This is a genomic window from Streptomyces sp. NPDC097617 (assembly GCF_044761485.1).
GTDB lineage: Bacteria > Actinomycetota > Actinomycetes > Streptomycetales > Streptomycetaceae > Streptomyces.
In genome coordinates this window covers 250,258-270,844 of record NZ_JBIWCL010000007.1, presented here as the reverse complement: position 1 = coordinate 270,844, position 20,587 = coordinate 250,258, and the positions used below count along the sequence as shown (strand labels likewise).

General features: G+C 72.6%; 20 protein-coding genes. 10 read left to right on the top strand and 10 right to left on the bottom strand.

Annotated elements, in window-relative coordinates; all coding sequences use genetic code 11:
- Window positions 1-50 precede the first annotated feature (50 nt).
- Entirely contained in the window at window positions 51-707 is a 657-nt protein-coding gene (locus ACIQZO_RS15385; RefSeq protein WP_403625670.1) for a helix-turn-helix domain-containing protein, read from the top strand.
- On the opposite strand, the gene ACIQZO_RS15380 is transcribed toward ACIQZO_RS15385, so the two are convergent.
- From ACIQZO_RS15380 to ACIQZO_RS15365, 4 genes are all read right to left on the bottom strand, one after another.
- Window positions 704-1,675 carry a pseudouridine synthase gene (locus tag ACIQZO_RS15380; RefSeq protein WP_403625667.1) on the bottom strand — a complete coding sequence of 324 codons (972 nt, stop codon included), beginning with the start codon at window positions 1,673-1,675 and terminating at the stop codon, window positions 704-706. The genes ACIQZO_RS15385 and ACIQZO_RS15380 overlap by 4 nt on opposite strands.
- Before the next feature lie 19 nt (window positions 1,676-1,694).
- On the bottom strand, window positions 1,695-3,242 hold the full coding sequence (locus ACIQZO_RS15375) for a serine hydrolase (RefSeq protein ID WP_403625664.1): 1,548 nt from the start codon (window positions 3,240-3,242) through the stop codon (window positions 1,695-1,697).
- A gap of 149 nt (window positions 3,243-3,391) precedes the next feature.
- Entirely contained in the window at window positions 3,392-4,231 is an 840-nt protein-coding gene (locus tag ACIQZO_RS15370) for a siderophore-interacting protein (RefSeq protein ID WP_403625661.1), read from the bottom strand.
- A 48-nt stretch (window positions 4,232-4,279) separates the two neighbouring features.
- A complete protein-coding gene (locus ACIQZO_RS15365; protein WP_403625771.1) occupies window positions 4,280-5,185 on the bottom strand; it encodes a 5'-3' exonuclease H3TH domain-containing protein in 906 nt (301 codons plus the stop codon).
- A 166-nt stretch (window positions 5,186-5,351) separates the two neighbouring features.
- On the opposite strand from ACIQZO_RS15365, the gene ACIQZO_RS15360 reads away from it, so the two are divergent.
- From ACIQZO_RS15360 to ACIQZO_RS15350, 3 genes are read left to right on the top strand one after another with little or no spacing between them, the layout of a single operon-like run.
- Window positions 5,352-6,062 (top strand): helix-turn-helix domain-containing protein, encoded by a 711-nt coding sequence (locus tag ACIQZO_RS15360; protein WP_403625658.1) that lies wholly within the window; start codon window positions 5,352-5,354, stop codon window positions 6,060-6,062.
- 5 nt (window positions 6,063-6,067) lie between these two features.
- Window positions 6,068-6,787, top strand: coding sequence for a helical backbone metal receptor (locus ACIQZO_RS15355; protein WP_403625655.1), 720 nt, complete (start codon window positions 6,068-6,070; stop codon window positions 6,785-6,787).
- 36 nt (window positions 6,788-6,823) lie between these two features.
- Window positions 6,824-7,408 carry a signal protein gene (locus tag ACIQZO_RS15350; RefSeq protein WP_403625653.1) on the top strand — a complete coding sequence of 195 codons (585 nt, stop codon included), beginning with the start codon at window positions 6,824-6,826 and terminating at the stop codon, window positions 7,406-7,408.
- Here the strand turns inward: ACIQZO_RS15350 and ACIQZO_RS15345 are convergent.
- The gene (locus ACIQZO_RS15345) at window positions 7,405-8,529 is read right to left on the bottom strand and encodes a TDT family transporter (protein WP_403625650.1); all 1,125 of its coding nucleotides are present in this window, start codon (window positions 8,527-8,529) and stop codon (window positions 7,405-7,407) included. The genes ACIQZO_RS15350 and ACIQZO_RS15345 overlap by 4 nt on opposite strands.
- A gap of 70 nt (window positions 8,530-8,599) precedes the next feature.
- On the opposite strand from ACIQZO_RS15345, the gene ACIQZO_RS15340 reads away from it, so the two are divergent.
- Window positions 8,600-9,523, top strand: coding sequence for a LysR family transcriptional regulator (locus ACIQZO_RS15340; protein ID WP_403625647.1), 924 nt, complete (start codon window positions 8,600-8,602; stop codon window positions 9,521-9,523).
- A gap of 119 nt (window positions 9,524-9,642) precedes the next feature.
- On the top strand, window positions 9,643-9,993 hold the full coding sequence (locus ACIQZO_RS15335; RefSeq protein ID WP_403625644.1) for a hypothetical protein: 351 nt from the start codon (window positions 9,643-9,645) through the stop codon (window positions 9,991-9,993).
- 37 nt (window positions 9,994-10,030) lie between these two features.
- On the opposite strand, the gene ACIQZO_RS15330 is transcribed toward ACIQZO_RS15335, so the two are convergent.
- The 4 genes from ACIQZO_RS15330 to ACIQZO_RS15315 all read right to left on the bottom strand — a co-directional run bounded on the left by ACIQZO_RS15330 (window position 10,031) and on the right by ACIQZO_RS15315 (window position 14,088).
- Complete coding sequence (locus ACIQZO_RS15330) at window positions 10,031-10,843, bottom strand: hypothetical protein (RefSeq protein ID WP_403625641.1); 813 nt, start codon at window positions 10,841-10,843, stop codon at window positions 10,031-10,033.
- 121 nt (window positions 10,844-10,964) lie between these two features.
- Window positions 10,965-11,672: a gamma-glutamyl-gamma-aminobutyrate hydrolase family protein gene (locus ACIQZO_RS15325; RefSeq protein ID WP_403625638.1), complete on the bottom strand. Its 708-nt coding sequence runs from the start codon at window positions 11,670-11,672 to the stop codon at window positions 10,965-10,967.
- A 45-nt stretch (window positions 11,673-11,717) separates the two neighbouring features.
- Window positions 11,718-13,196, bottom strand: coding sequence for an ethanolamine permease (gene eat / locus ACIQZO_RS15320; RefSeq protein WP_403625635.1), 1,479 nt, complete (start codon window positions 13,194-13,196; stop codon window positions 11,718-11,720).
- A gap of 145 nt (window positions 13,197-13,341) precedes the next feature.
- Window positions 13,342-14,088 (bottom strand): FadR/GntR family transcriptional regulator, encoded by a 747-nt coding sequence (locus ACIQZO_RS15315; protein ID WP_403625632.1) that lies wholly within the window; start codon window positions 14,086-14,088, stop codon window positions 13,342-13,344.
- A gap of 77 nt (window positions 14,089-14,165) precedes the next feature.
- Here ACIQZO_RS15315 and ACIQZO_RS15310 point away from each other — a divergent pair, with 77 nt between their 5' ends.
- From ACIQZO_RS15310 to ACIQZO_RS15295, 4 genes are all read left to right on the top strand, one after another.
- The gene (locus ACIQZO_RS15310; RefSeq protein ID WP_403625629.1) at window positions 14,166-15,530 is read left to right on the top strand and encodes a glutamine synthetase family protein; all 1,365 of its coding nucleotides are present in this window, start codon (window positions 14,166-14,168) and stop codon (window positions 15,528-15,530) included.
- A 26-nt stretch (window positions 15,531-15,556) separates the two neighbouring features.
- On the top strand, window positions 15,557-16,948 hold the full coding sequence (locus ACIQZO_RS15305; protein WP_403625627.1) for an aldehyde dehydrogenase family protein: 1,392 nt from the start codon (window positions 15,557-15,559) through the stop codon (window positions 16,946-16,948).
- A gap of 5 nt (window positions 16,949-16,953) precedes the next feature.
- The gene (locus ACIQZO_RS15300) at window positions 16,954-17,739 is read left to right on the top strand and encodes a 3-oxoacyl-ACP reductase (RefSeq protein ID WP_052877158.1); all 786 of its coding nucleotides are present in this window, start codon (window positions 16,954-16,956) and stop codon (window positions 17,737-17,739) included.
- Between the two features lie 112 nt (window positions 17,740-17,851).
- Window positions 17,852-19,129: a haloacid dehalogenase-like hydrolase gene (locus ACIQZO_RS15295; RefSeq protein WP_403625624.1), complete on the top strand. Its 1,278-nt coding sequence runs from the start codon at window positions 17,852-17,854 to the stop codon at window positions 19,127-19,129.
- Between the two features lie 35 nt (window positions 19,130-19,164).
- Here the strand turns inward: ACIQZO_RS15295 and ACIQZO_RS15290 are convergent, their stop codons facing one another.
- Window positions 19,165-20,367, bottom strand: a complete 1,203-nt coding sequence (locus ACIQZO_RS15290) for an amino acid deaminase/aldolase (protein WP_403625621.1) — start codon at window positions 20,365-20,367, stop codon at window positions 19,165-19,167.
- Between the last annotated feature and the right edge of the window lie 220 nt (window positions 20,368-20,587).

Genomic DNA, 20,587 nt, shown 5'->3' with positions numbered 1-20,587 from the left:
TGATTTCTTGCCATGATCGAAACGGCGTGCGCCGTGCGACGATCGATCCTATGAGTGGGGGAGCGGACGATGGTCCGAAACGGGTCGGTCGGCCACGTGCCGACCGGCTGAGACCGGACAGCGGCCGGCCGCCGCGCGAGGAACTCCTCGGCGCGGCGGCCGAGTTGTTCACCGCCCAGGGCTACGCGGCGACCACCACGCGGGCCGTCGCCGAACGGGCCGGGATGCGTCAGGCCACGATGTACCACTACTTCGGCGGCAAGGAGGAACTCCTCGCCGAGCTGCTGGAGTCCACCGTCGCACCCTCGCTGGTGCTGGCCCGGCAGCTGCTCGCCGATGGCGGGCGGCCCGCCGCGCGGAGGCTGTGGGAGCTGTGCCGCTCTGATGTACTGCTGCTGTGCGGGGGGCCGTACAACCTGGGGGCGCTCTACCTGCTGCCCGAGGTGGGCGGCTCGCGCTTCGCGCGGTTCCGCCGGATGCGCGGAGAACTCAAGCACGCCTACCGGGTGTTGCTCGACGGGACCCGGGCCGGCGCCGAACTGGCCGGGGACCGGGCGGGGCTGACGCTCCGAGGCGACCTGGTCTTCGGCCTCATCGAGGGCGTCATGCTGGTCCACCGCGCGGATCCGGCGCGCCCGGTGGTGGCCTTCGCCGAGGCCACCGCCGACGCAGCGCTGCGGATCGCGGGCGCCGGCCCCGGGGACTAGCCGCCCGTTCCTTCCTCCCAGCCCGCCCGGTCGTCCCAGGCGCGGAGGGTGCGGCGGCTCTCGAAGCGGTGCGCGGTGCCGGTCACCGGGTCGGTGAACGCGAGCACCCGGGCCAGGAGTTGCAGGGGCCTGCGGTAGTCGTCCGGGGCCGGGTCCGTGACCCGCGGGTACACCGGGTCGCCCAGGATGGGCAGGCCCAGGCTGTTCATGTGGACCCGCAGCTGGTGCGTACGGCCGGTGCGCGGGGTCAGCCGGTAGCGGGCCAGCCCCTCACGGGCCCCGACGCACTCGACGAGGCTCTCGGCATTGGGCTCGCCGCCCGGCACCTCGACCGCCGCCATGACCCCGCGGGCCTTCTCGATCCGGCTGCGGAGTGTGCGGGGGAGGGTGCGGGCGAGCTCCGGGTCGTGGGGCGCGAGCGCCTCGTATTCCTTGTGCACCTCGCGCCGCTGGAAGAGGAGCTGGTAGGCCCCGCGGTCCTCGGGCCGGACGCTGAACATCACCAGTCCCGCCGTCAGCCGGTCCAGCCGGTGCGCCGGGCTGAGCTCGGGCAGCTCCAGCTCGTCACGGAGCCGGGCCAGGGCGGTTTCGGTGACGTGGCTGCCGCGCGGGGTGGTCGCCAGGAAGTGCGGCTTGTCCACAACCAGCAGGTGCGTGTCCCGGTGGACGACGGCGATCGGGAAGGGCACCCGCGGCTCCGGCGCCATGTCCCGGTGGAACCACAGGTAGGCGCCCGGCTCGTACGGGTCCTGCGCGCCCATCACCTGCCCTTCGGCGCCATGTACCCGGCCCGCGTCCAGCAGGTGCGCCATCGACTCGGCGCCGCGGGTGCCGGCGTAGCGCGCGGCGAGGTAGTCGCCGAGATCCGGCCAGGCCCCTTCCGGGTCGGGCGGCAGCCGCAGCCGGACCGGGTCGATCCCGGCGCGCTGGGGGAGGGGCGAGGGGGGTGGCTGGGCTCGGCGTCTCATCGGGGGACAGGCTATGCGGCTACTGCCGGGTGAAAGTGCCCAGGTGCTCGGTGTCGAGGTACTCGACGCGCAGGGTGCCGTCGGCGAAGGTCACCCCGGTACGGCCGACGGCGTTCTCGCCCGCCGTCACGAAGCTGAAGGTGTCGCCGTCGTAGTGGGTGAGCGGGAAGCGCAAGGGCTTCGGGCCGAGGGCGAGGGTGAGCGCGCCGTTGTCGTCGGCGGTCACGGTGGCCTTGCCGTAGTAGGGGTTGTCGTAGGTCCCGGTGTACGCGGCGCTGTTCCGGGCCGGCTGCGCCGCGGTGGGCGGGTGGGCGTAGTCGGTGGTCGGCGCGCCCGGGGGTGCGAGGGCCGCGGCGTAGGCGGAGGCGGTCAGCGGGAGCCAGTCGGTGGTGACCTTGCCGTGCTCGGCATAGTCGAAGAAGTCCAGGGCCACGGCGTCGGGCAGGCCCACCGGGGCGCCGTTGGTCAGGACGACGATGCCGAGCCGCTCCAGCGGGAGCATGGTGACGTTGGTGTTGGCTCCGAGTTCGAAGCCGCCGGAGTGGCTCAGGCGTACGCGGCCGGCGCCGTCGTAGCCGACGTTCCAGCCGAGGCCGTAGAAGCTGGTGGTGCCGACGGCGTTGGTCGGCTGGGACACGATCTCGGGCAGGTGGGTCCGGGCGAGGGCGTCGGCGGGGATGATCCGCTTCCCGTCGAGGGTGCCGCCCGCCAGTTGCAGCCGCAGCCAGCGGGCCATGTCGGTGGCGGTGGAGCTGACACCGCCGGCCGGGGCCTGGGCGTCCGGGTCGCGGACGAAGCGAGGGCTCCAGGTGCCGTCGGCGTTCTTGACGTGGGTGGAGGCGTGGTCGGGGGAGTTGATGAATGCGGAGAACTCGGTGCTCGTACGGGTCATGCCGGCGGGCTTGAAGAGGGTGTCGGCGCTGAGCTTCTGCCAGCTGGTGCCCTTGGCGCGGGCCACGGCCTCGGCGGCCGCAGTGAGACCGAAGTTGGTGTAGGCGTAGCTCGCCCGGAACGGGTCGAGGGGCTCCAGCCGCAGGTGGTCGAGGATGTACGCCTGGTCGTAGCCGAGGTCTTCGAGGAGGTCTCCGGCGTGGTCGGGAAGGCCGCTGCGGTGGGAGAACAGGTCGGCGGTGGTGACATGGCCGGTGACCCAGGGGTCCTTCAGGGAGAACCCGGGCAGGACGGTTCGGTCGTCCCACTTCTGGGGGTCGGTGAGGGCGCCGGCCACGACCGTGGAGGAGACGGGTTTGGACACCGAGGCGAGCTGGAACACGGTGTCGGGGCCGATTCTGGCACTCTCGCCGGTCCTGCGGAGCCCGTAGCCCTTGATGTGGACGACCTTGTCGTCGTGGACCACGGCCACGGACACACCGGGGACGCCGGTGCGGCGCATCATGTCCTCGACGGTGCGGTCGAGGCGGGCGACGGCCTTGTCGACGGCGGCGTCCGTGATCTGGGGCTTCGGGGCGGGGGGTGGGCTGGGCGCGGCGGTGGCCGCGGGCACGGCCGCCGCCGCGGTAAGAAGGACCGCGGCGCCTGCCGCCCCGAGCGCGTGGCGCGTACGCATGGGCCCATTATCCCGCCGGGAGCCGCGGAGCGCGCGGCGCCGATGCCGCCGGGTGCGCGTGCGGCGCCGTTGCCGGGGGCGCTGCCCCCCGGACCCCCGCCTCGAACGCCGGCGAGGCTGGAGCAGCGCCTCGAACGCCGACGAAACCTTTAGGCAGCGGCGCGGTGTTCCTGTTCGGCCTCCACCGACGCGTTCCAGTCGCGCTTGATCGCGCGCCAGCCCTCGTCCGTCTCGCCCAGGCGCCAGTAGCCCGAGATCGACAGGCGTTCGCGCGGGATGCCGCGCTCCATGCGGAGGTGGCGGCGGAGGTCCTTCACGAATCCGGCCTCGCCGTGGACGAACGCGTGCACGTCGGAGGAGGGGAACTCCAGGGAGGTGACCGCCTCCACCAGCGCCTCGCCGACCGGGCGGTCGCCGCGGTGCAGCCAGATCGGGACGATGCCGTCCGGGGTGGCGATCTTCAGCTCGTCGTCCGGGCCGTCGATCTCCACGATGGCGTGGACCCGCGCGCCCGCCGGCATCCGCTCCATCGCGGCGGCGATCGCGGGCAGGGCGCTCTCGTCGCCGACCAGGAGGTGCCAGTCGGCCGCCGGCTCCGGGGCGTAGGCGCCGCCCGGGCCGAGGAAGCGTACGAGCTCACCCGGCTGCACACGCGCCGCCCAGGGGCCGGCGAGGCCCTCGTCGCCGTGGACGACGAAGTCGAGGGTCAGTTCCAGGTGGACGGGATCCCAGCAGCGGACCGTGTAGGCGCGCTGGCGCGGCCACTGCGCCCGGGGAAAGTCGGTGCGGATCCGTTCGAGGTCCCACGGTGCGGGGTAGGTAATGCCCACCGGCGCGAACAGCAGCTTGACGTACTGGTCGGCGTAGTCGCCCACGCCGAACTCCCGGAGGCCCTCCCCGCCCAGTACGAGCCGCACCATATGCGGCGACAGCCGCTCGGTGCGTACGACGACGGCGGTGCCGACGGTGCGGGCGCGTCCTTCTGCCACGGTGACTCCCCTGACTCCATGAAACTTAGCCTTACCTAAGTTATCACCTCAGCGGCGCAGCACGCTGCTCAGGCGAGCGACAGCGCCCCCCAGACCCCACCGATGGGCTAGTGCTTCCACCAGTTCGGGCTGCGCCGGGGCCGCCGGAAGGGCCGGATCGAAGGCCGGCAGCGGGACGTCCGAGGCCACCTGGACCACCTTGGGGGCCACCGCCAGATACGGCCGGGACTCGTCGAGCCGCTTGCGCTGGGTGGGGGTCAGCTTCGACTTCGGGTCGTCGATCGCCGCGATGATCCCGGCCAGGGTGCCGTAGGCGTCGAGGAGTTTGGCGGCCGTCTTCTCGCCGATGCCGGGGACGCCCGGCAGCCCGTCGCTCGGGTCGCCGCGCAGCAGCGCCAGGTCCGCGTAACCGGGGCCGTCCACCCCGTACTTCTCGCGCAGCCACGCCTCGTCCGTCACCTGGAGGGTGCCCACGCCCTTGAGGGGGTACAGGACCCGGCGCTGCCGGGCGTCGTCCACCAGCTGGTAGAGGTCGCGGTCGCCCGTGACGATGTCCACCGGTCCTCGAGCGCGGGCGGTTAGCGTTCCGATCACGTCGTCCGCCTCGTACCCGGCGACGCCCACCCGGGCGATGCCGAAGGCGTCCAGCGCCGCCTCGATGATCGGGACCTGGGGGGCGAGGGTGTCCGGGGTCTCCTCGACGTCGGGACCGGTCGCGGTCTCCTCGGCCACCCGGTGGGCCTTGTACGAGGGGATCAGCTCCACCCGCCAGTGCGGCCGCCAGTCGGCGTCCATGCAGGCCACCAGATCGTCCGGCCGGTGGTCCTGGACGAGGCGGCCGATGAAGTCGAGCAGGCCGCGCACGGCGTTGACCGGGGTGCCGTCGGGGGCCTTCACCGAGTCCGGCACACCGAAGTAGGCGCGGTAGTAGAGGGAGGCGGTGTCCAGGAGCATCAGGCGTCGTGTCGTCACGGAGTCGATGATGCCGCAACGAGCCCCGGCGGATGTCTCGCCCGCCGGGACACCCCGCACCGCGACGGACCGTGATCGCACGGGTACGGGAAGACCCGTGCACGCGAAACCGGAGGCGGTTGCTGCGTAAGGTGCTTACAGCACACCGATGTGCGACAGACAGGGGGAGGGCAGCCCCGACATGAACGACAGGGACGGCACCGACGGCACCGATGGCACGGACAGCACGGCACGTACGGACGGCCTGAACGGCAAGCTGAACGACAGGGACGACAAGGGCAGGGACAAGGACGGCAAGGAGCCGCTCCGGGTGGGCGTGGCCGTGCGCAAGCGGCGCCGCGCGCTGCACCTCACGCTCGCTGCCGTGTCCGCGCGCAGCGGCCTGTCGGTGCCCTTCCTGAGTCAGATAGAGAACGAGCGGGCCCGGCCCAGCATGCGGTCCCTGGAGCGGGTCGCGGACGCGCTGGAGACCACGGCCGTCGAGCTGCTGGCCGCCTCCGACACCGCGCGCACGGTGGACCTCGTACGGGCAGGTGACGCCTCCGGGCTCACCCCGATGCCGGGCGTACGGCCCCTCGTGCGCGGGCACCACCAGCTGCACGCGATGGAGTTCACCGGGGACCAGGACGCCGGACGCGAGTACCAGCACCGCAACGACGAACTGATGTACGTGGTCGAGGGCGCCTGTCAGGTCGAGGCGGAGGGGCGTGCCTACCGGCTGGAGAGCGGGGACGCGCTGTTCCTGTCCGGCGGAGTGCGCCACCGCTGGCGGGCGGTCACCGAGGAGACCCGGATCCTGGTGGTCGCGGTGGGCGAGCACATCCACGCCACCTCCGAGCCCCCGTCGCCGGGACACTGAGCGGCGTGCGGCGGATCGTCTCGCTCGTGCCCTCGCTGACCGAGGCGGTGGCCGTGAGCGCGCCGGGCGCACTGGTCGGGGTCACCGACTGGTGCACCCACCCCGGGGACCTCGGCGGGGCGGTGCGGATCGGCGGGACGAAGAACCCCGACGTGCGGCGGATCGCGGAGCTCAGGCCGGACCTGGTCATCGCCAACGAGGAGGAGAACCGGGCCCCCGACCTGGCGGCGCTGCGCGCGGCCGGGGTGGAGGTACTGGTCACCGAGGTCCGGGACCTGCCGCAGGCGCTGCGGGAGCTGGACCGCGTGCTCGTGGGGGCACTGGGTCTGGCGCGGCCGGGGTGGCTGGCGGACGCGGAGCGGGCGTGGGCCCGGGTCGAGCCGGTGGATGTCCGCACCGCTTTCGTGCCGATCTGGCGGCGGCCGTGGATGGTGCTGGGCCGCGACACCTTCGCGGGGGACCTGCTGGCGCGGCTCGGGGTCCGCAACGTCTACGCCGGGCATCCGGAGCGGTATCCCCGGGTGCCGGTGGAGGAGCTCGCGGCCGCGGGCTGTGATCTGGTGGTGCTCCCGGACGAGCCGTACCGCTTCACGGCCGAGGATGGCCCGCAGGCCTTCCCGGGCCTGCCCGCCGCCCTGGTCTGCGGCCGCCATCTGACCTGGTACGGCCCCTCGCTGGCCGAGGCCCCGCGGGTACTGGCGAAGGCTCTGCAGGCGGCGCACTGAGCGTCGTATCCTCCCGGGATGCGTAGAGGAAGATCATTGATACTGCTCGCGGCGACGGCCCTGCTGGCCGCGGCCTGCGCCGCCCCTGAGACGCAGGACGACCCCCGCCGGCCGCCGCCCGGCATGGCCGAGCTCAGTACCGGCGAACTCCAGAGCCGCTGGTGGAGCTGGGCCGCCTCCAGCCCGGCCGGCTCCAATCCGGTGGCCGATACGGACGGCAGCTTCTGCGCCGAGAAGCAGCCGGCCGACGCCTGGTACCTCGCGGGGACCTTCGGCGGCAAGGCCGAGCGCCGGTGCTCGATCCCGAAGGGGCGGCCGGTGGTCTTCCCGGTGCTCAACTTCACCGGTACGAAGGCCGAATGCGCGGCGCGGCTGGCCGAGGCGAAGGGCACCGTCAGATGGGGCGGGGCCGAGGTGATGCTGGAGCGCATGGAGCCCGTCCCCATCCGGATCGAGGGGGTCGAGGGCAACCCGGTGACCAGGGAGGCGGGCACGGTGAGCACGCACGGCTGCGGGCTGTGGGTGCGGCTGGGACCGGTCTGGGACAAGGACACCCTGACCATCGAGGGCTCGGCGGGATCGTTCTCCCTGTCGGTCACCTACGAGCTCCAGGTCGGTTAGGCGCCACGGGGGAGCAGCGCGCCGGTGACGAGGCCGCGCAGGGTGTGGGCGGCGGCCAGCAGCCAGGCGGTCAGCAGCGCCAGGAAGAGGGCGGCGGCGAGCCAGGCGAAGGCGGTCAGGCCGGTGTGGTGGGCCAGGGCCGTGGCCCCGGTGACGCAGGTGCCGACCGGGAAGGTCAGGGCCCACCAGGTCATGGCGAAGCCCATGCCGCCCCGGGCCGCGCGGACCAGCATGGCCACCGCCAGGGCCAGCCACAGCAGGGCGAAGCCCATCACGGGGACTCCGTAGACGACGGCGAAGGCGCCGAGCGCGCCCGCGTAGGTGCCGTCGATGGACCGGGGGGCGACGTCGGCGAGCTGGTTCACGGCGGTGGTCGACTGGCCGAGGGGGCCCAGGACCAGGAACAGGGTGGGGGTCAGGACCAGCGGCAGCGGGCCGCCCACCAGCAGCCGTCCGAAGATCAGGGGGAGCATCAGCAGGGTGGCGAGCAGGCTGATGCCGAACATGGCGTAGCAGGCGAGCAGCAAGGTCTCGCGGGGCTGGCCGGCGGGGAGGTGGGGTATCAGCAGCGGGCCCAGGGCGGCGGAGACCATGGGGGCGACCAGGGGGAGCAGCCAGACGGGAGTGGCCTGCCCGGGCTCGACCTTGTGCCGTACGACCATCAGGTAGGGCACGACCACAGCCATGACCAGGCCGATCGCGGTACCGGCGGTGAACAGCACGGCGTCCACGGCGACGGCGGCGCCGGTCCCGATGATGTCCTTGCCGACGATGAGGGTGCCGCCGCCGACGGCCAGCAGCGCCATCGAGAGGCAGCCGTAGAAGGGGGCGACGGCCGGGTCGAGGAGGTGGGCGCGGGCCTGGTCGCGGTGGTGGAGCCAGTGCCCGGCGCGGGCCGTGAGCAGTACGGCGAGGACGGCGGCGGACAGCGCCCAGACGAGCTGGCAGGCCACGCGCTGGCCGGGGAGCTGGTACGGGAGGGTCGCGCCGGCGTTGGCGACGATCGCGGTGCCCATGACGCAGGCGTACCAGTTGGGGCCGAGGTGCCGCAGCGCGGGAGCCTTGTGGGCCCGGACCGCGGGGGTGAGGTGGGTGCGGGGTCGCACGAGGGTGGTGGCCATGGATCCAGCCTCGCGCCGGTGAGGGCGGGGCGGCAGAGGCCATCTCCCTATGAGGCCATAAACTGATGTTATGGGCAATGACGAGTGGGTTCCGCTGGCACACCGGGTACCGGACCTGGGCGCGCTGGAACTGCTGCTCGCGGTCGCGCGGGTCGGCAGCCTCAGCGGCGCGGCCCGGCGCCTCGGCATCACCCAGCCCGCGGCGAGCAGCCGCATCCGGGCGATGGAGACCCGCCTCGGCGTGGCCCTGGTGGACCGCTCCCCGCGCGGCTCCACGCTGACGGCCGAGGGCGCACTCGTCACGGACTGGGCCCGGCGGGTGGTGGAGGCGGCGGAGGCCTTCGACGCGGGGGCGCAGGCGCTGAGGGGGCGGCGGGACTCGCGGCTGCGGGTGGCCGCCAGCATGACCATCGCGGAGTACCTGCTGCCGGGCTGGCTGATCGCCCTGCGCGGGCAGCGGCCGGACACGGCGGTGTCCCTGCACGCCGGGAACTCGGCGGTCGTCGCCGAACGGGTCCTCGCGCACGAGGCTGACCTCGGCTTCGTGGAAGGGCTGACCGTGCCCGAGGGGCTGGACTCGGCGGTGATCGCGCAGGACCGCCTGGTGGTGGCGGTGGCCCCGAGCCACCCGTGGGCGCGTCGGGCGCGCGGGGTGGAAGCGGCCGAACTGGCCTCGACACCGCTGATCCTGCGCGAGCGGGGATCCGGGACGCGGCAGGTCCTGGACGCCGCGCTGGCCTCGGCCGGCGGGGTGGCCGCACCGCTGCTGGAACTGGCGTCGACCACCGCGGTGAAGGCGGCGGCGCTGAGCGGTGCGGGCCCGTGCGTACTGTCGGCGCTGGCGGTCGGGGACGAACTGGGCGCGCGGCGGCTGGTGGAGGTCCCGGTGCCGGACGCGGCCCTCGACCGGGCCCTGCGGGCGGTCTGGCCGACCGGCTCCCGCCCGGCGGGCCCTGCCCGCGACCTGCTGTCCCTGACCCACCGCCGCATCTAGGGGGGTCTGGTCCGTCCGGGGGAGGAGGGATCGATTCGGCGCCCAGTGGACGGTGACCGAGGTGCGAGACGCGCAAAGGTGGCTCCTGCACGTTTGCCGCTCTCCCGAGGAGAAACCAGATGCGCCTTCGCCATGCCGCCGTCGCCGCCTTCGGCGCCGTCACCCTGCTGCTCACGATCCCGACGTCTGCCTCGGCCGCGGAGGGGCAGTTCCAGTACACGGTCACCGGGCTCGACGGCACCCCGCTGCGGGTGGTGCTCGACGACCCGCCGGGTGAGGAGTGCCTCACTCTGCCGGAGGTCGCAGACCCCGGTGCCAGCAGCCCGGCGCACTCGCCGCGCAACAGGACCGACGCGACGGCGACGGTGTTCACCGAGCCCGGCTGCGAGGGTGATTCCTTCACGCTTCGGCCCCGCACGGGGTACGGCTCGGAGCGGCTGAAGCTCCGCTCGGTCGTCTTCAGCCGCTGACGGGCGGGACGGCCGGCCGGATCCTGGGAGTCCGCCGTCAGGTGGGCTCCTGGGTCGCCCGGGACTGGAGGGACTTCGTCAGGAGCGAGCCCACCACGATCAGGGCGACGCCCAGCCACCACATGTTGTCGAAGATCAGGACGGCAATGCCTATCGGTACGAGCAGACCCGCCAGCGGCACCAGGAAGCCGGCCCACGGTGTGGGTTCGGGGGGTAGGCCGGCGGCCTCACGGACTCCTCTGGCCCGGGCCACCTCCGGGTACCAGACGGTGAACTTCACTGCGGCGACGATCGCCAGGATCTGGATGACCCAGCCGGTCCAGATGTTGTCCGGGTTGTGCAGGACCAGGTCTCCGTAGGCCCCGGCGGCGGCCGCCACGAGGAAGGCGATGCCCCAGGCCCCCGTGATCATGTAGTTGGTCCGCAGGAAGCCGCGGGTGTGCCAGAGCGACGGATCGACCTGTTCGCGGGCGTACTGGAGGGTGAACGGCGTTCGGACCGCCATCGAGCCGAAGGCGATCACCGCCAGCGCGATGTTGGCGACTTCGCCGGCGTACGTCTCCAGCCAGTTCAAGGTCCCCTCGCTCGCCAGGACCCCGATCACGGCCATGGTGGCGAAGAAGACGATGTCGGCCAGTTCCAGAAGCTTCCAGGAGCTGCCGCGGTTGACCAGGTGGCTCAGCACGGTCAGGGCGACCGACACGGCCAGGGCCAGTCCGACCGCGAGCTCGAACCGTCCCGGGCCGACCAGCAGCGAGAAGATGATCCACGGCGCCATGCCCACGACCGGGTTCTCCAGGAACCCGGCCACCGGCCCGGTCGCCGCCTTGCCGTGTGCCTCGGTGCTCACCCATCCAGCGTGCGCGCCCGATGGCCGCAGGGCCATTCGTGCGCGGGCGGGGAGGCGGGAGGGGCCGGTCGCGGGGCCCCGGCGCCGGGGAAGGTGCGGGGGCCCCGCGACCGGTGGCCGATCAGCCCACCGGTACCGCGGTGCGGACCGCGGCCGCTTCGATCAGCGCGGACATCACCCGGGTGTCCGCGTCCCGCTCCGGGTGCCACTGGACGCCCAGCACCCACCGGTCGGGGTCGTGCAGTTCGATCGCCTCCACCGTGCCGTCGACGGCGTGCGCCGAGACGACCAGGCCGCGGCCCAGCCGGTCGACGGCCTGGTGGTGGTAGGTCGGGACCTGCGCCTCCTGCGGGACCAGGTCCGCGTACCGGGTGCCCGGGACCGGGCGGACCGGGTGCCAGGACATGGCGCCCGGGGTCTCGAAGTGGCCGTCGATGTGCTGGATGAGCGTGCCGCCCAGAGCCACGTTGAGGGCCTGCATGCCCCGGCAGATACCGAGGACGGGCAGGTCCGCCTCCAGCGCCGCCGCGATCAGTGCCAGCTCCCAGTGGTCGCGGACCGTGGCGGGGGCGCCCGTACGGGAGTCGCGCGCGGCGCCGTAGTGCACCGGGTCCAGATCCGGGCCGCCCGCGACGACCAGGCCGTCCACCCGGCTCAGCACCTCCGCCGCCGTCCCGGGTTCGTCCGGCGGGAGCAGCACGGCCGCGCCGCCCGCCGCCTGGACGAGTTCGTAGTACCCGGTCGGTACGAGGGATGTCGGGAGGTCCCACACCCCGTAGCGGGTGGAGTCCTCGACGTAGGTGGTGATGCCGATGAGCGGCCTGGGCACGTTCGTTACCTCCAGCGGGGGGCAGAGCAGGGCAGGAACAGGGTTTCAGTCACGGCTCAGCTCCGCCTCGGCTTCCGCCAGAGCCGCGAACTCCTCCTCCGGGGCCGAGGCCACCAGGTGGTGCCGACTGTAGATCGCGAAGTAGGCCAGGGCGACGGCGTACACGGCGAGCGCGATGAACGCGGCGTCCTTGTCCACCAGGAAGGTGGCGACCAGGGCCGACAGGGCGAGTACGAAGGCCACCGAGGAGGTCAGGATGCCGCCCGGGGTGCGGTACGGGCGCTCCAGGTTCGGCTCCCGGCGGCGCAGCACGATGTGCGACAGCGCCATCAGGGCGTAGGAGATGGTGGCGCCGAACACCGCGATGTTGAGCATGCGGGCCCCGTCGCCGGTGGCCGCGGCCAGGGCGAAGCCGATGGCGCCGGGAATGATCAGACCCAGGTACGGGGCCTTGCGCTTCGAGGTGAGCGAGAGGAAGCGGGGCAGGTAGCCGGCCCGGGAGAGGGCGAAGAGCTGGCGCGAGCCCGCGTAGATGAGGGAGAAGAACGAGGCCACCAGGCCGGCCAGGCCCGCGTAGTTCACGAAGCGGCTCAGCGCGGTCGGGCCGCCGTCCCCTTCCAGGGCCACGACCAGCGGGTTGCCGGCGGCCTTGACGGCATCGGCGCCCTGTGCGCCGGTCGCGGCGAAGAAGGTGATCAGGGCGAGCAGGGCGAGGATGCCCATGGAGATGGAGAGGGCCTTCGGCATGGAGCGGACCGGGTCCTTGGCCTCCTCGGCCGCCAGGGGTACGCCCTCCACACCGAGGAAGAACCACATGCCGAAGGGGAACGCCGCCCAGATGCCCAGCACGCCCAGCGGCAGCCAGGAGTTGGAGCCGAAGGCCTCGGCGTCGACCGGGATGTCGTTGAGGCCGGAGGCGTCGAACTCGGTGAGGGCCCCCACCGCGAAGATCAGCAGCGCGGCGACGGCGATCGCGGTCACGACGAGGCTGAAGCGCAGCGCCTCGCCGACGCCCCAGAGGTGGACGCCGATGAAGATCACGAAGCAGCCGAGGTAGACCGGCCAGCTGGAGGTGAGGCCGAAGAGGCCGAGGGACTCGACGTAGTCGCCGATGAAGATGACGATCGCGGCCGGGGCCAGGATGTACTCGATGAGGATGGCCGTACCGGTGAGGAAGCCGCCCCACGGGCCCAGCGCGCGGCGGGCGAAGCCGTAGCCGCCGCCGGCCGTCGGCAGGATCGTGGACAGCTCGGCGAGCGAGAAGACCAGACAGGCGTACATCGCGCCCATGAGGACGGTGGCGATGGCGAGACCGCCGAAACCGCCCTTGTCGAGGCCGACGTTCCAGCCGGAGAAGTCCCCGGAGACGACGTAGGCGACGCCGAGGCCGGTGAGGAGCAGCCAGCCGGCGCTGCCGCGGCGCAGCGTCCGGCGCGCCAGGTACTCGTCGGGGCCGTCCCCGCCGTCGGGGGATGTGGTGGGTGCGGGTACGGCGCTCAGCCGTGCCTCGATGTCGTCGGCCATCGTGCGCTCCTGCCTCAGGGCAATGGTTGTGGGGCGTACCTTTGCCTTAGTGGAGTGGAGTGCGCAAGACCTCTGCGTTAAACAGAAGTTACGAAACCCTCCCGGCGGCCTTCCCGGCCGCCCTCCTCGGCTGCCCCGCGGCGGCTCAGGTCAGGAAGCCCCGCAGCAGCGCCGCCGTGCCGCAGCAGTGCTCGCGCATGGTCTCCCGGGCCCCGGCCGCGTCGCCCTCGAGCACCGCCTCGACGAGCGTGCTGTGCTGCTGCTGGGAGTGCTCGAGGTTGCGTACGAGCAGCGGGATGCAGTCCAGCAGGTCGTTCACGCTCGCCCGGACGGCCGCGTACTGGGCCGTCAGGGTGGCGGATCCGGCCAGCTCGCACAGGGTGAGGTGGAAGAGCGTGTCCTGGCGGCGGTAGTCGGCGAGCGGGGCGTCGTGGGTGGCGGCCAGGGCGCGCAGCAGGCGTTCGGTGCCCTCGTCGGTCAGCCCCTGGGAGGCGCACAGGCCGGCCGCTCCCACCTCCAGGACCTCGCGGAACCGCAGGGCGTCCTCGATGTCCACGCCCGCGACGCGCCGGCGCAGCTCCTCCTCGGCGCCCCCGGCCGGGGTGTCGGGGCGGGACAGCACGAACGTGCCGCCGTACCGCCCCCGCCGGGCCTCCACCAGGCCCTGGTCCTGCAGCACCTTCAGCACCTCGCGCAGGGTGACCCGGCTGATCCCCATCCGCTCCGCCAGCTCGCGCTCGGGCGGCAGGCGCTCCCCGCCCGGCACCAGGCCCAGTCGGACCACCTGGAGGATCTGCTCCAGCGCCTCCTCGAAACCGTTGCCCGCCCGCACCTGGCGCAGCACGGGATTCAGTCGCGCGAGGGCGTCGCCCTCGCTCGCCGTATCGGTCATCTTGGCCCCTCCCCTTCCCAAGCAATGGTTCTATTCAATACCTTAGGGCTCCTCGGCTCACCGAAGGAGAGATTCCAGTGGTAGACCGCAAGCCGCCGCTCGCGCCCGAGGAGCTCCGCTCCCTCGTCGCCAGTGGTGAGATCGACACAGTCGTCCTGGCCTTCCCCGACATGCAGGGGCGGCTCCAGGGCAAGCGGTTCGCCGCACAGTTCTTCCTCGACGAGGTCCTCGAGCACGGTACCGAGGGCTGCAACTACCTCCTCGCCGTCGATACCGACATGAACACGGTCGACGGCTACGAGATGTCCTCCTGGGACCGGGGCTACGGCGACTTCGCCATGCACCCCGACCTCGCCACCCTGCGCCGCATCCCCTGGAACCCCGGCAGCGCCTTCCTCCTCGCCGACCTCGCCTGGAACGACGGCTCGCCCGTCGTCGCCGCCCCCCGGCAGATCCTGCGCCGCCAGCTGGAGCGCCTCGCCGAGGCCGGGTACACCGCGATGGTAGGCACCGAGCTGGAGTTCATGGTCTTCCAGGACACCTACGAGCAGGCCTGGAACTCGGGCTACCGCGACCTGACCCCGGCCAACCAGTACAACATCGACTACTCCGTCCTCGGGACCGGCCGCATCGAACCCCTGCTGCGCCGGATCCGCAACGAGATGCAGGCCGCGGGCCTGATCGTCGAGTCGGCCAAGGGGGAGTGCAACCTCGGCCAGCACGAGATCGCCTTCCGCTACGACGAGGCGCTCACCACCTGCGACCAGCACTCCGTCTACAAGACCGGAGCCAAAGAGATCGCCTCCCAGGAAGGTGTCTCGCTCACCTTCATGGCCAAGTTCGACGAGCGCGAGGGCAACTCCTGCCATATCCACCTCTCGCTGGCCGACGCCGACGGACGCAACGCGATGGCCGGTGACGGGCCGGGCGGAATGTCACCGGTGATGCGGCACTTCCTGGCCGGCCAGCTGGCCGCACTGCGCGACTTCTCCCTTCTCTACGCCCCCAACATCAACTCGTACAAGCGTTTCCGGCCGGGATCCTTCGCGCCGACCGCCGTCGCCTGGGGCGTGGACAACCGGACCTGCGCGCTGCGCGTCGTCGGCCACGGCCGCTCCATGCGCTTCGAGAACCGCCTCCCCGGCGGCGACGTCAACCCGTACCTCGCCGTGGCCGGCCTGGTCGCCGCCGGCCTCTACGGCATCGAGAACCGCCTGGAGCTCCCCGAGGCGTGCGGCGGCAACGCGTACACCGCCGACTACGCCCACGTCCCCGCCACCCTGCGCGAGGCCGCCGAGCTCTGGGAGAACAGCGAGATCGCCAAGGCCGCCTTCGGCCCCGAAGTGGTCGCGCACTACCGGAACATGGCCCGCGTGGAGCTCGACGCCTACGACTCGGCCGTCACCGACTGGGAGCTGCGCCGCTCCTTCGAACGCCTGTAGCCACCGCACGCCACCGAACCGAAACTGTGAGGCACCACGTGTCCGATGCGCCGGCCCCGTTGAATCTGAGAGTGCTCAATCCGGCCACCGAGGAAACTGTCGCCGTCGTCCCGGCCGCCACACGGGACGACGTCGACGCCGCCGTCGCCCGGGCCGCCGCAGCCCAGCGCGCCTGGGCGGCGGCCGCCCCCGCCGACCGGGCGCGGCTGCTGCGCCGCTTCGCCACGGTCGTCGACGGCCACATCGAGGAACTGGCCCGGCTGGAGGTCCGCGAAGCCGGCCACACCATCGGCAACGCCCGCTGGGAAGCCGGCAACGTACGCGACCTCCTCGACTTCGCCGCCGGGGGAGTGGAACGACTCTCCGGCCGCCAGATCCCCGTCGCCGGCGGCATCGACGTCACCTTCCTCGAACCCCTCGGCGTCATCGGCGTGATCGCCCCCTGGAACTTCCCCATGCCGATCGCCGCCTGGGGCCTGGCCCCGGCCCTCGCAGCCGGCAACGCCGTCATCCTCAAGCCCGCCGAGACCACCCCGCTCACTGCGCTGCGCCTCGCCGAACTCGCCCTCGAAGCCGGGATCCCCGAGCACCTCTTCCAGGTGCTCCCCGGCCACGGGGACGTGGCGGGCGACGCGCTCGTCGAACACCCCGGCGTCGCGAAGATCGTCTTCACCGGGTCCACCCGCGTCGGCAAGCAGATCATGGCCAAGTGCGCCGCCCGGGTGAAGCGCGTCACCCTCGAACTCGGCGGCAAGAGCCCCAACATCGTCTTTGCCGACGCCGACCTCGAAGCCGCCGCGGCCGCCGCCCCCATGGCCTTCCTCGACAACACCGGCCAGGACTGCTGCGCCCGCACCCGGATCCTCGTACAGCGCTCCGTCTACGACCGCTTCCTGGAGCTCGTCGCCCCCGGTATCGCGGCCGTCGCCGTGGGCGACCCGCTCGATGAGAAGACGCAGATGGGCCCGCTGATCTCACGGACCCAGCTGGACCGCGTACGGTCCTTCGTCACCGACGACCTCACCGCCGTCCGCGGCACCGCCCCCGAGGGCCCCGGCTTCTGGTACCCGCCCACCCTCATCACGGACGTCGCCCCCACCGCGCCCGTCGCCGCAGAGGAGGTCTTCGGTCCGGTCGCCGTCCTCCTGCCCTTCGAGGACGAGGAGGACGCCGTACGCCTGGCCAACGCGACCGAGTACGGCCTCTCCGGCTCCCTGTGGACCCGCGACATCGGACGCGCGCTGCGCGTCTCGCGCGCCGTCGCCGCCGGCAACCTGTCCGTCAACTCGCACAGCAGTGTCCGCTACTGGACGCCCTTCGGCGGCTACAAGCAGTCCGGGCTCGGCCGCGAGCTCGGACCCGACGCCCTCACCGCTTTCACCGAGACCAAGAACGTCTTCATCAGCACGGAGGCCTGAACCCCATGTCCAACGAAGAGATCATCTGCCGCCGCCTGGTCGGCCGTACCGCCGTCATCACCGGAGCCGGCAGCGGCATCGGCCTCGCCACCGCCCGCCGCCTCGCCTCCGAGGGCGCCAACATCGTCTGCGGCGACATCGACGAGACCGCCGGCAAGGCCGCGGCCGAGGAGGTCGGCGGCACCTTCGTCAAGGTCGACGTCACCAGCCCCGAGGAGGTCGAGGCGCTCTTCAAGACGGCCTTCGACACCTACGGCTCCGTGGACATCGCCTTCAACAACGCGGGCATCTCGCCCCCGGACGACGACTCCATCCTGACCACGGGCCTGGAGGCCTGGAAGCGCGTCCAGGACGTCAACCTCACCTCCGTCTACCTGTGCTGCAAGGCCGCCCTGCCCTACATGCAGCGCCAGGGCCGCGGCTCCATCATCAACACCGCCTCCTTCGTCGCCATCATGGGTGCCGCCACCTCCCAGATCTCCTACACGGCCTCCAAGGGCGGCGTCCTCGCCATGTCCCGCGAGCTCGGTGTCCAGTTCGCCCGCGAGGGCATCCGCGTCAACGCCCTGTGCCCGGGGCCCGTCAACACCCCGCTGCTGCAGGAGCTGTTCGCCAAGGACCCCGAGCGCGCCGCCCGCCGCCTCGTCCACATCCCGCTGGGCCGCTTCGCCGAGCCCACCGAGATCGCCGCCGCCGTGGCCTTCCTCGCCAGCGACGACTCCTCCTTCATCAACGCCACCGACTTCCTCGTCGACGGCGGGATCTCCGGCGCGTACGTGACCCCGCTGTAGGCCCCGCGACCGGCGCACCCCGGCCGGCCGGGCACCACGAGGTGCCCGGCCGGTCCCTCAGGGCTGTCCCGATCCTCGAAGGGTCGGCATGCAGGTAACTCGAAGGAGCAGCATGCGGAGAAAATGGGCAGCCCCCCTGGCCCTCGTGGCGGTCACCGGATCCGGCCTCGTACTGGCCCCGCCGGCCGCGGCAGCGCACCGGACCTGTCCCCGGGTCACCATCGGCTCCGGCTGGTACGGGGACAACCAGGCCCGCCTCCAGGAGCTCATCGACCGGTACGGCAGCTGCTCCCCCCACCGGCCCGGCCGCGGCAAGCCCGTCGCCGTCTTCGACTGGGACAACACCGTCGTCAAGAACGACGTCGGCGACGCCACCATGTTCTGGCTCCTGCGCCACGGCCGGATCCGCCAGCCCGCCGCCGGGGACTGGTCCACCACCAGCCGCTTCCTCACCCCCGCCGCGACCAGTGCCCTGGCCGAAGCCTGCGGAGCCCTGGCCCGGTCCGGCGCCCCGCTGCCCACCGGCACCCCCGCCGGAGCCGCCTGTGCGGATGAGATCAACGCCGTCTACGGCACTGCCGAGACCCGCACCGGCGCCGCCGCCTTCGCCGGCTGGGACCGCCGCACCACCGAACCCTCGTACTCCTGGCTGCCCCAGCTGATGCAGGGCTGGACCGCCCGGGAGATCCGCGGCTTCGCCGCCGCCGCCCGCACCGAGAACCTCGCCGCACCCGTCGGCGCCACGCAGCGGGTCGGCACCACGACCACCGCCACCGGCTGGGTCCGCTACTACGAACAGCAGAAGGACCTGGTCAAGGGCCTCAAGAAGGCCGGCTTCGACGTGTGGATCAGCTCGGCCTCCCCGCAGCCGGTCGTCGAGGTCTGGGCCCAGGGCGTCGGCATCGAGGCCGACCGTGTCATCGGCATCCGCAACACCACCACCCGCGGCGGGAAGTTCACCCCCCACCTCCAGGGCTGCGGATCCGTCCGGGACGGCGCCGACACGATGATCACCTACATCGACGGCAAGCGCTGCTGGATCAACAAGGAGGTCTTCGGCGTCCGAGGCGCCGCCGCCGAGAACGTCCAGCCCGCCGCCCGCCGCCAGGTCTTCGCCGCAGGGGACTCCGACACCGACATCTCGTTCCTGCGCGACGCCACCGCCCTGCGGCTCGTCGTGAACCGCAACAAGAACGAACTGATGTGCCGGGCGTACGACAACAGCGACGGCCGCTGGATCGTCAACCCCATGTTCATCGAACCGAAGCAGCGGAAGACGGACCCCTACCCGTGCGCGACGAGCGGCTACGTCGACCACGACGGCACCAAGGGGCCGGTCCTGCGGGGAGACCGCAGCGTCGTCCCCGACCAGAGCGACTCCGTGTATTGACTCCGTGGACCGGCTTCGCGCACCGACCTCGCGCGCTAGAGGAAAGTCTGCCCCTCGCCCCGGTAGGTCGGCACGCTGACGGTGACCCGATCGCCCTCGATCAGGTGCAGGGTGTCGAACCGCTCGCACAGCTCGCCCGCCTTCGCATGGCGGAACCAGACCCGGTCGCCGATCAGCAGATCGTCGGCCGGGCTCCCCAGCAGCGGGGTCTGCACCTCGCCCGCCCCCTCCTGGGGGTCGTAGCGCAAGCCCTCGGGCAGGTACGGAACCGGCAGCCGGTCCGGCCCGGCCGCGCCGGAGGCCGGATAGCCGCCGCCGAGCACGGTCACCACCCCCACCCCGGGCCTGCGCACCACCGGCTGGGCGAACAGGGCCGCCGGACGCCCGCTGAACGACGTGTAGTTGTCGAAGAGCCGCGGCACGTACAGGCCCGAACCCGCGGCGATCTCGGTCACCGCGTCCTCGGCGGCCGTCTGCTGCACGCTGCCGGTCCCGCCGCCGTTGACGAACTCCAGGTCCGGTACGACGGCCCGCACGGCCCGCACCACCTCGGCCCGCCGCGCCGCCAGCTCCTTGCGGGCCGCGCCCTGCATCAACCGGATCGCCCGGGACCGCAGCGGCCGACCGGCCAGCGCGTCCCCGACACCGGCGACATGACCCTCGTACGCCATCAGCCCCACGACCCGGAACCCGGGCCGCGCGGCCACCGCCCGGGCCAGGGCGGCCAGCTGGGCGGGCTCGCGCAGCGGGGACCGGCGGGCCCCGATCCGCACCCGGCCGCCGAGCAGTTGCAGGGCCGTGTCCAGTTCCAGGCACACCCGGACCTCCTCGGCGCCGCCGTCCCGGGCCGCGTCGATCAGCTCCAGCTGCGCGAGGTCGTCCACCATCACCGTGACGGCGCCGGCCAACTTGGCGTCGTTCGCCAGCTCGCCGAAGCCGGCCCGGTCGGCGGAGGGGTAGGCGAGGAGCACGTCCTCGAACCCGGACCGGGCCAGCCAGAGCGACTCGGCGAGCGTGTACGACATGATTCCGGCGAACCCGGGCCGGGCGAGCACCCGTTCCAGCAGCGCGCGACACCGGACCGACTTGCTCGCGACCCGGACCGGCTTGCCGGCGGCGCGGCGGACGAGATCGTCGGCGTTGGCGTCGAAGGCGTCGAGATCCACGATGGCCAGCGGCGCGTCCAGGTGCGCGGTCGCCCGGTCGTACCGGGCGCGGTCGGTGGCGGCGGAGTTCATGGGCGGCAGCTTGCCAGAGGTCTCTACCGGTGGGTAGTGCCGCGCCCCAATCGCCGGCGGGGCGGGGGGTGGTGCGGCCGACGGGTCGGATGCGGCTCAGGGAACGGGGCTGCGCCCCGGACCCCGCACCTCAATCGCCGGCGGGCTTGATGGGGTGCGGCGGGGCTTGATGGGGGTGCGGTGGGGCTTGATCGGGGTGTGGTGGGGACGGAGGCGGGCG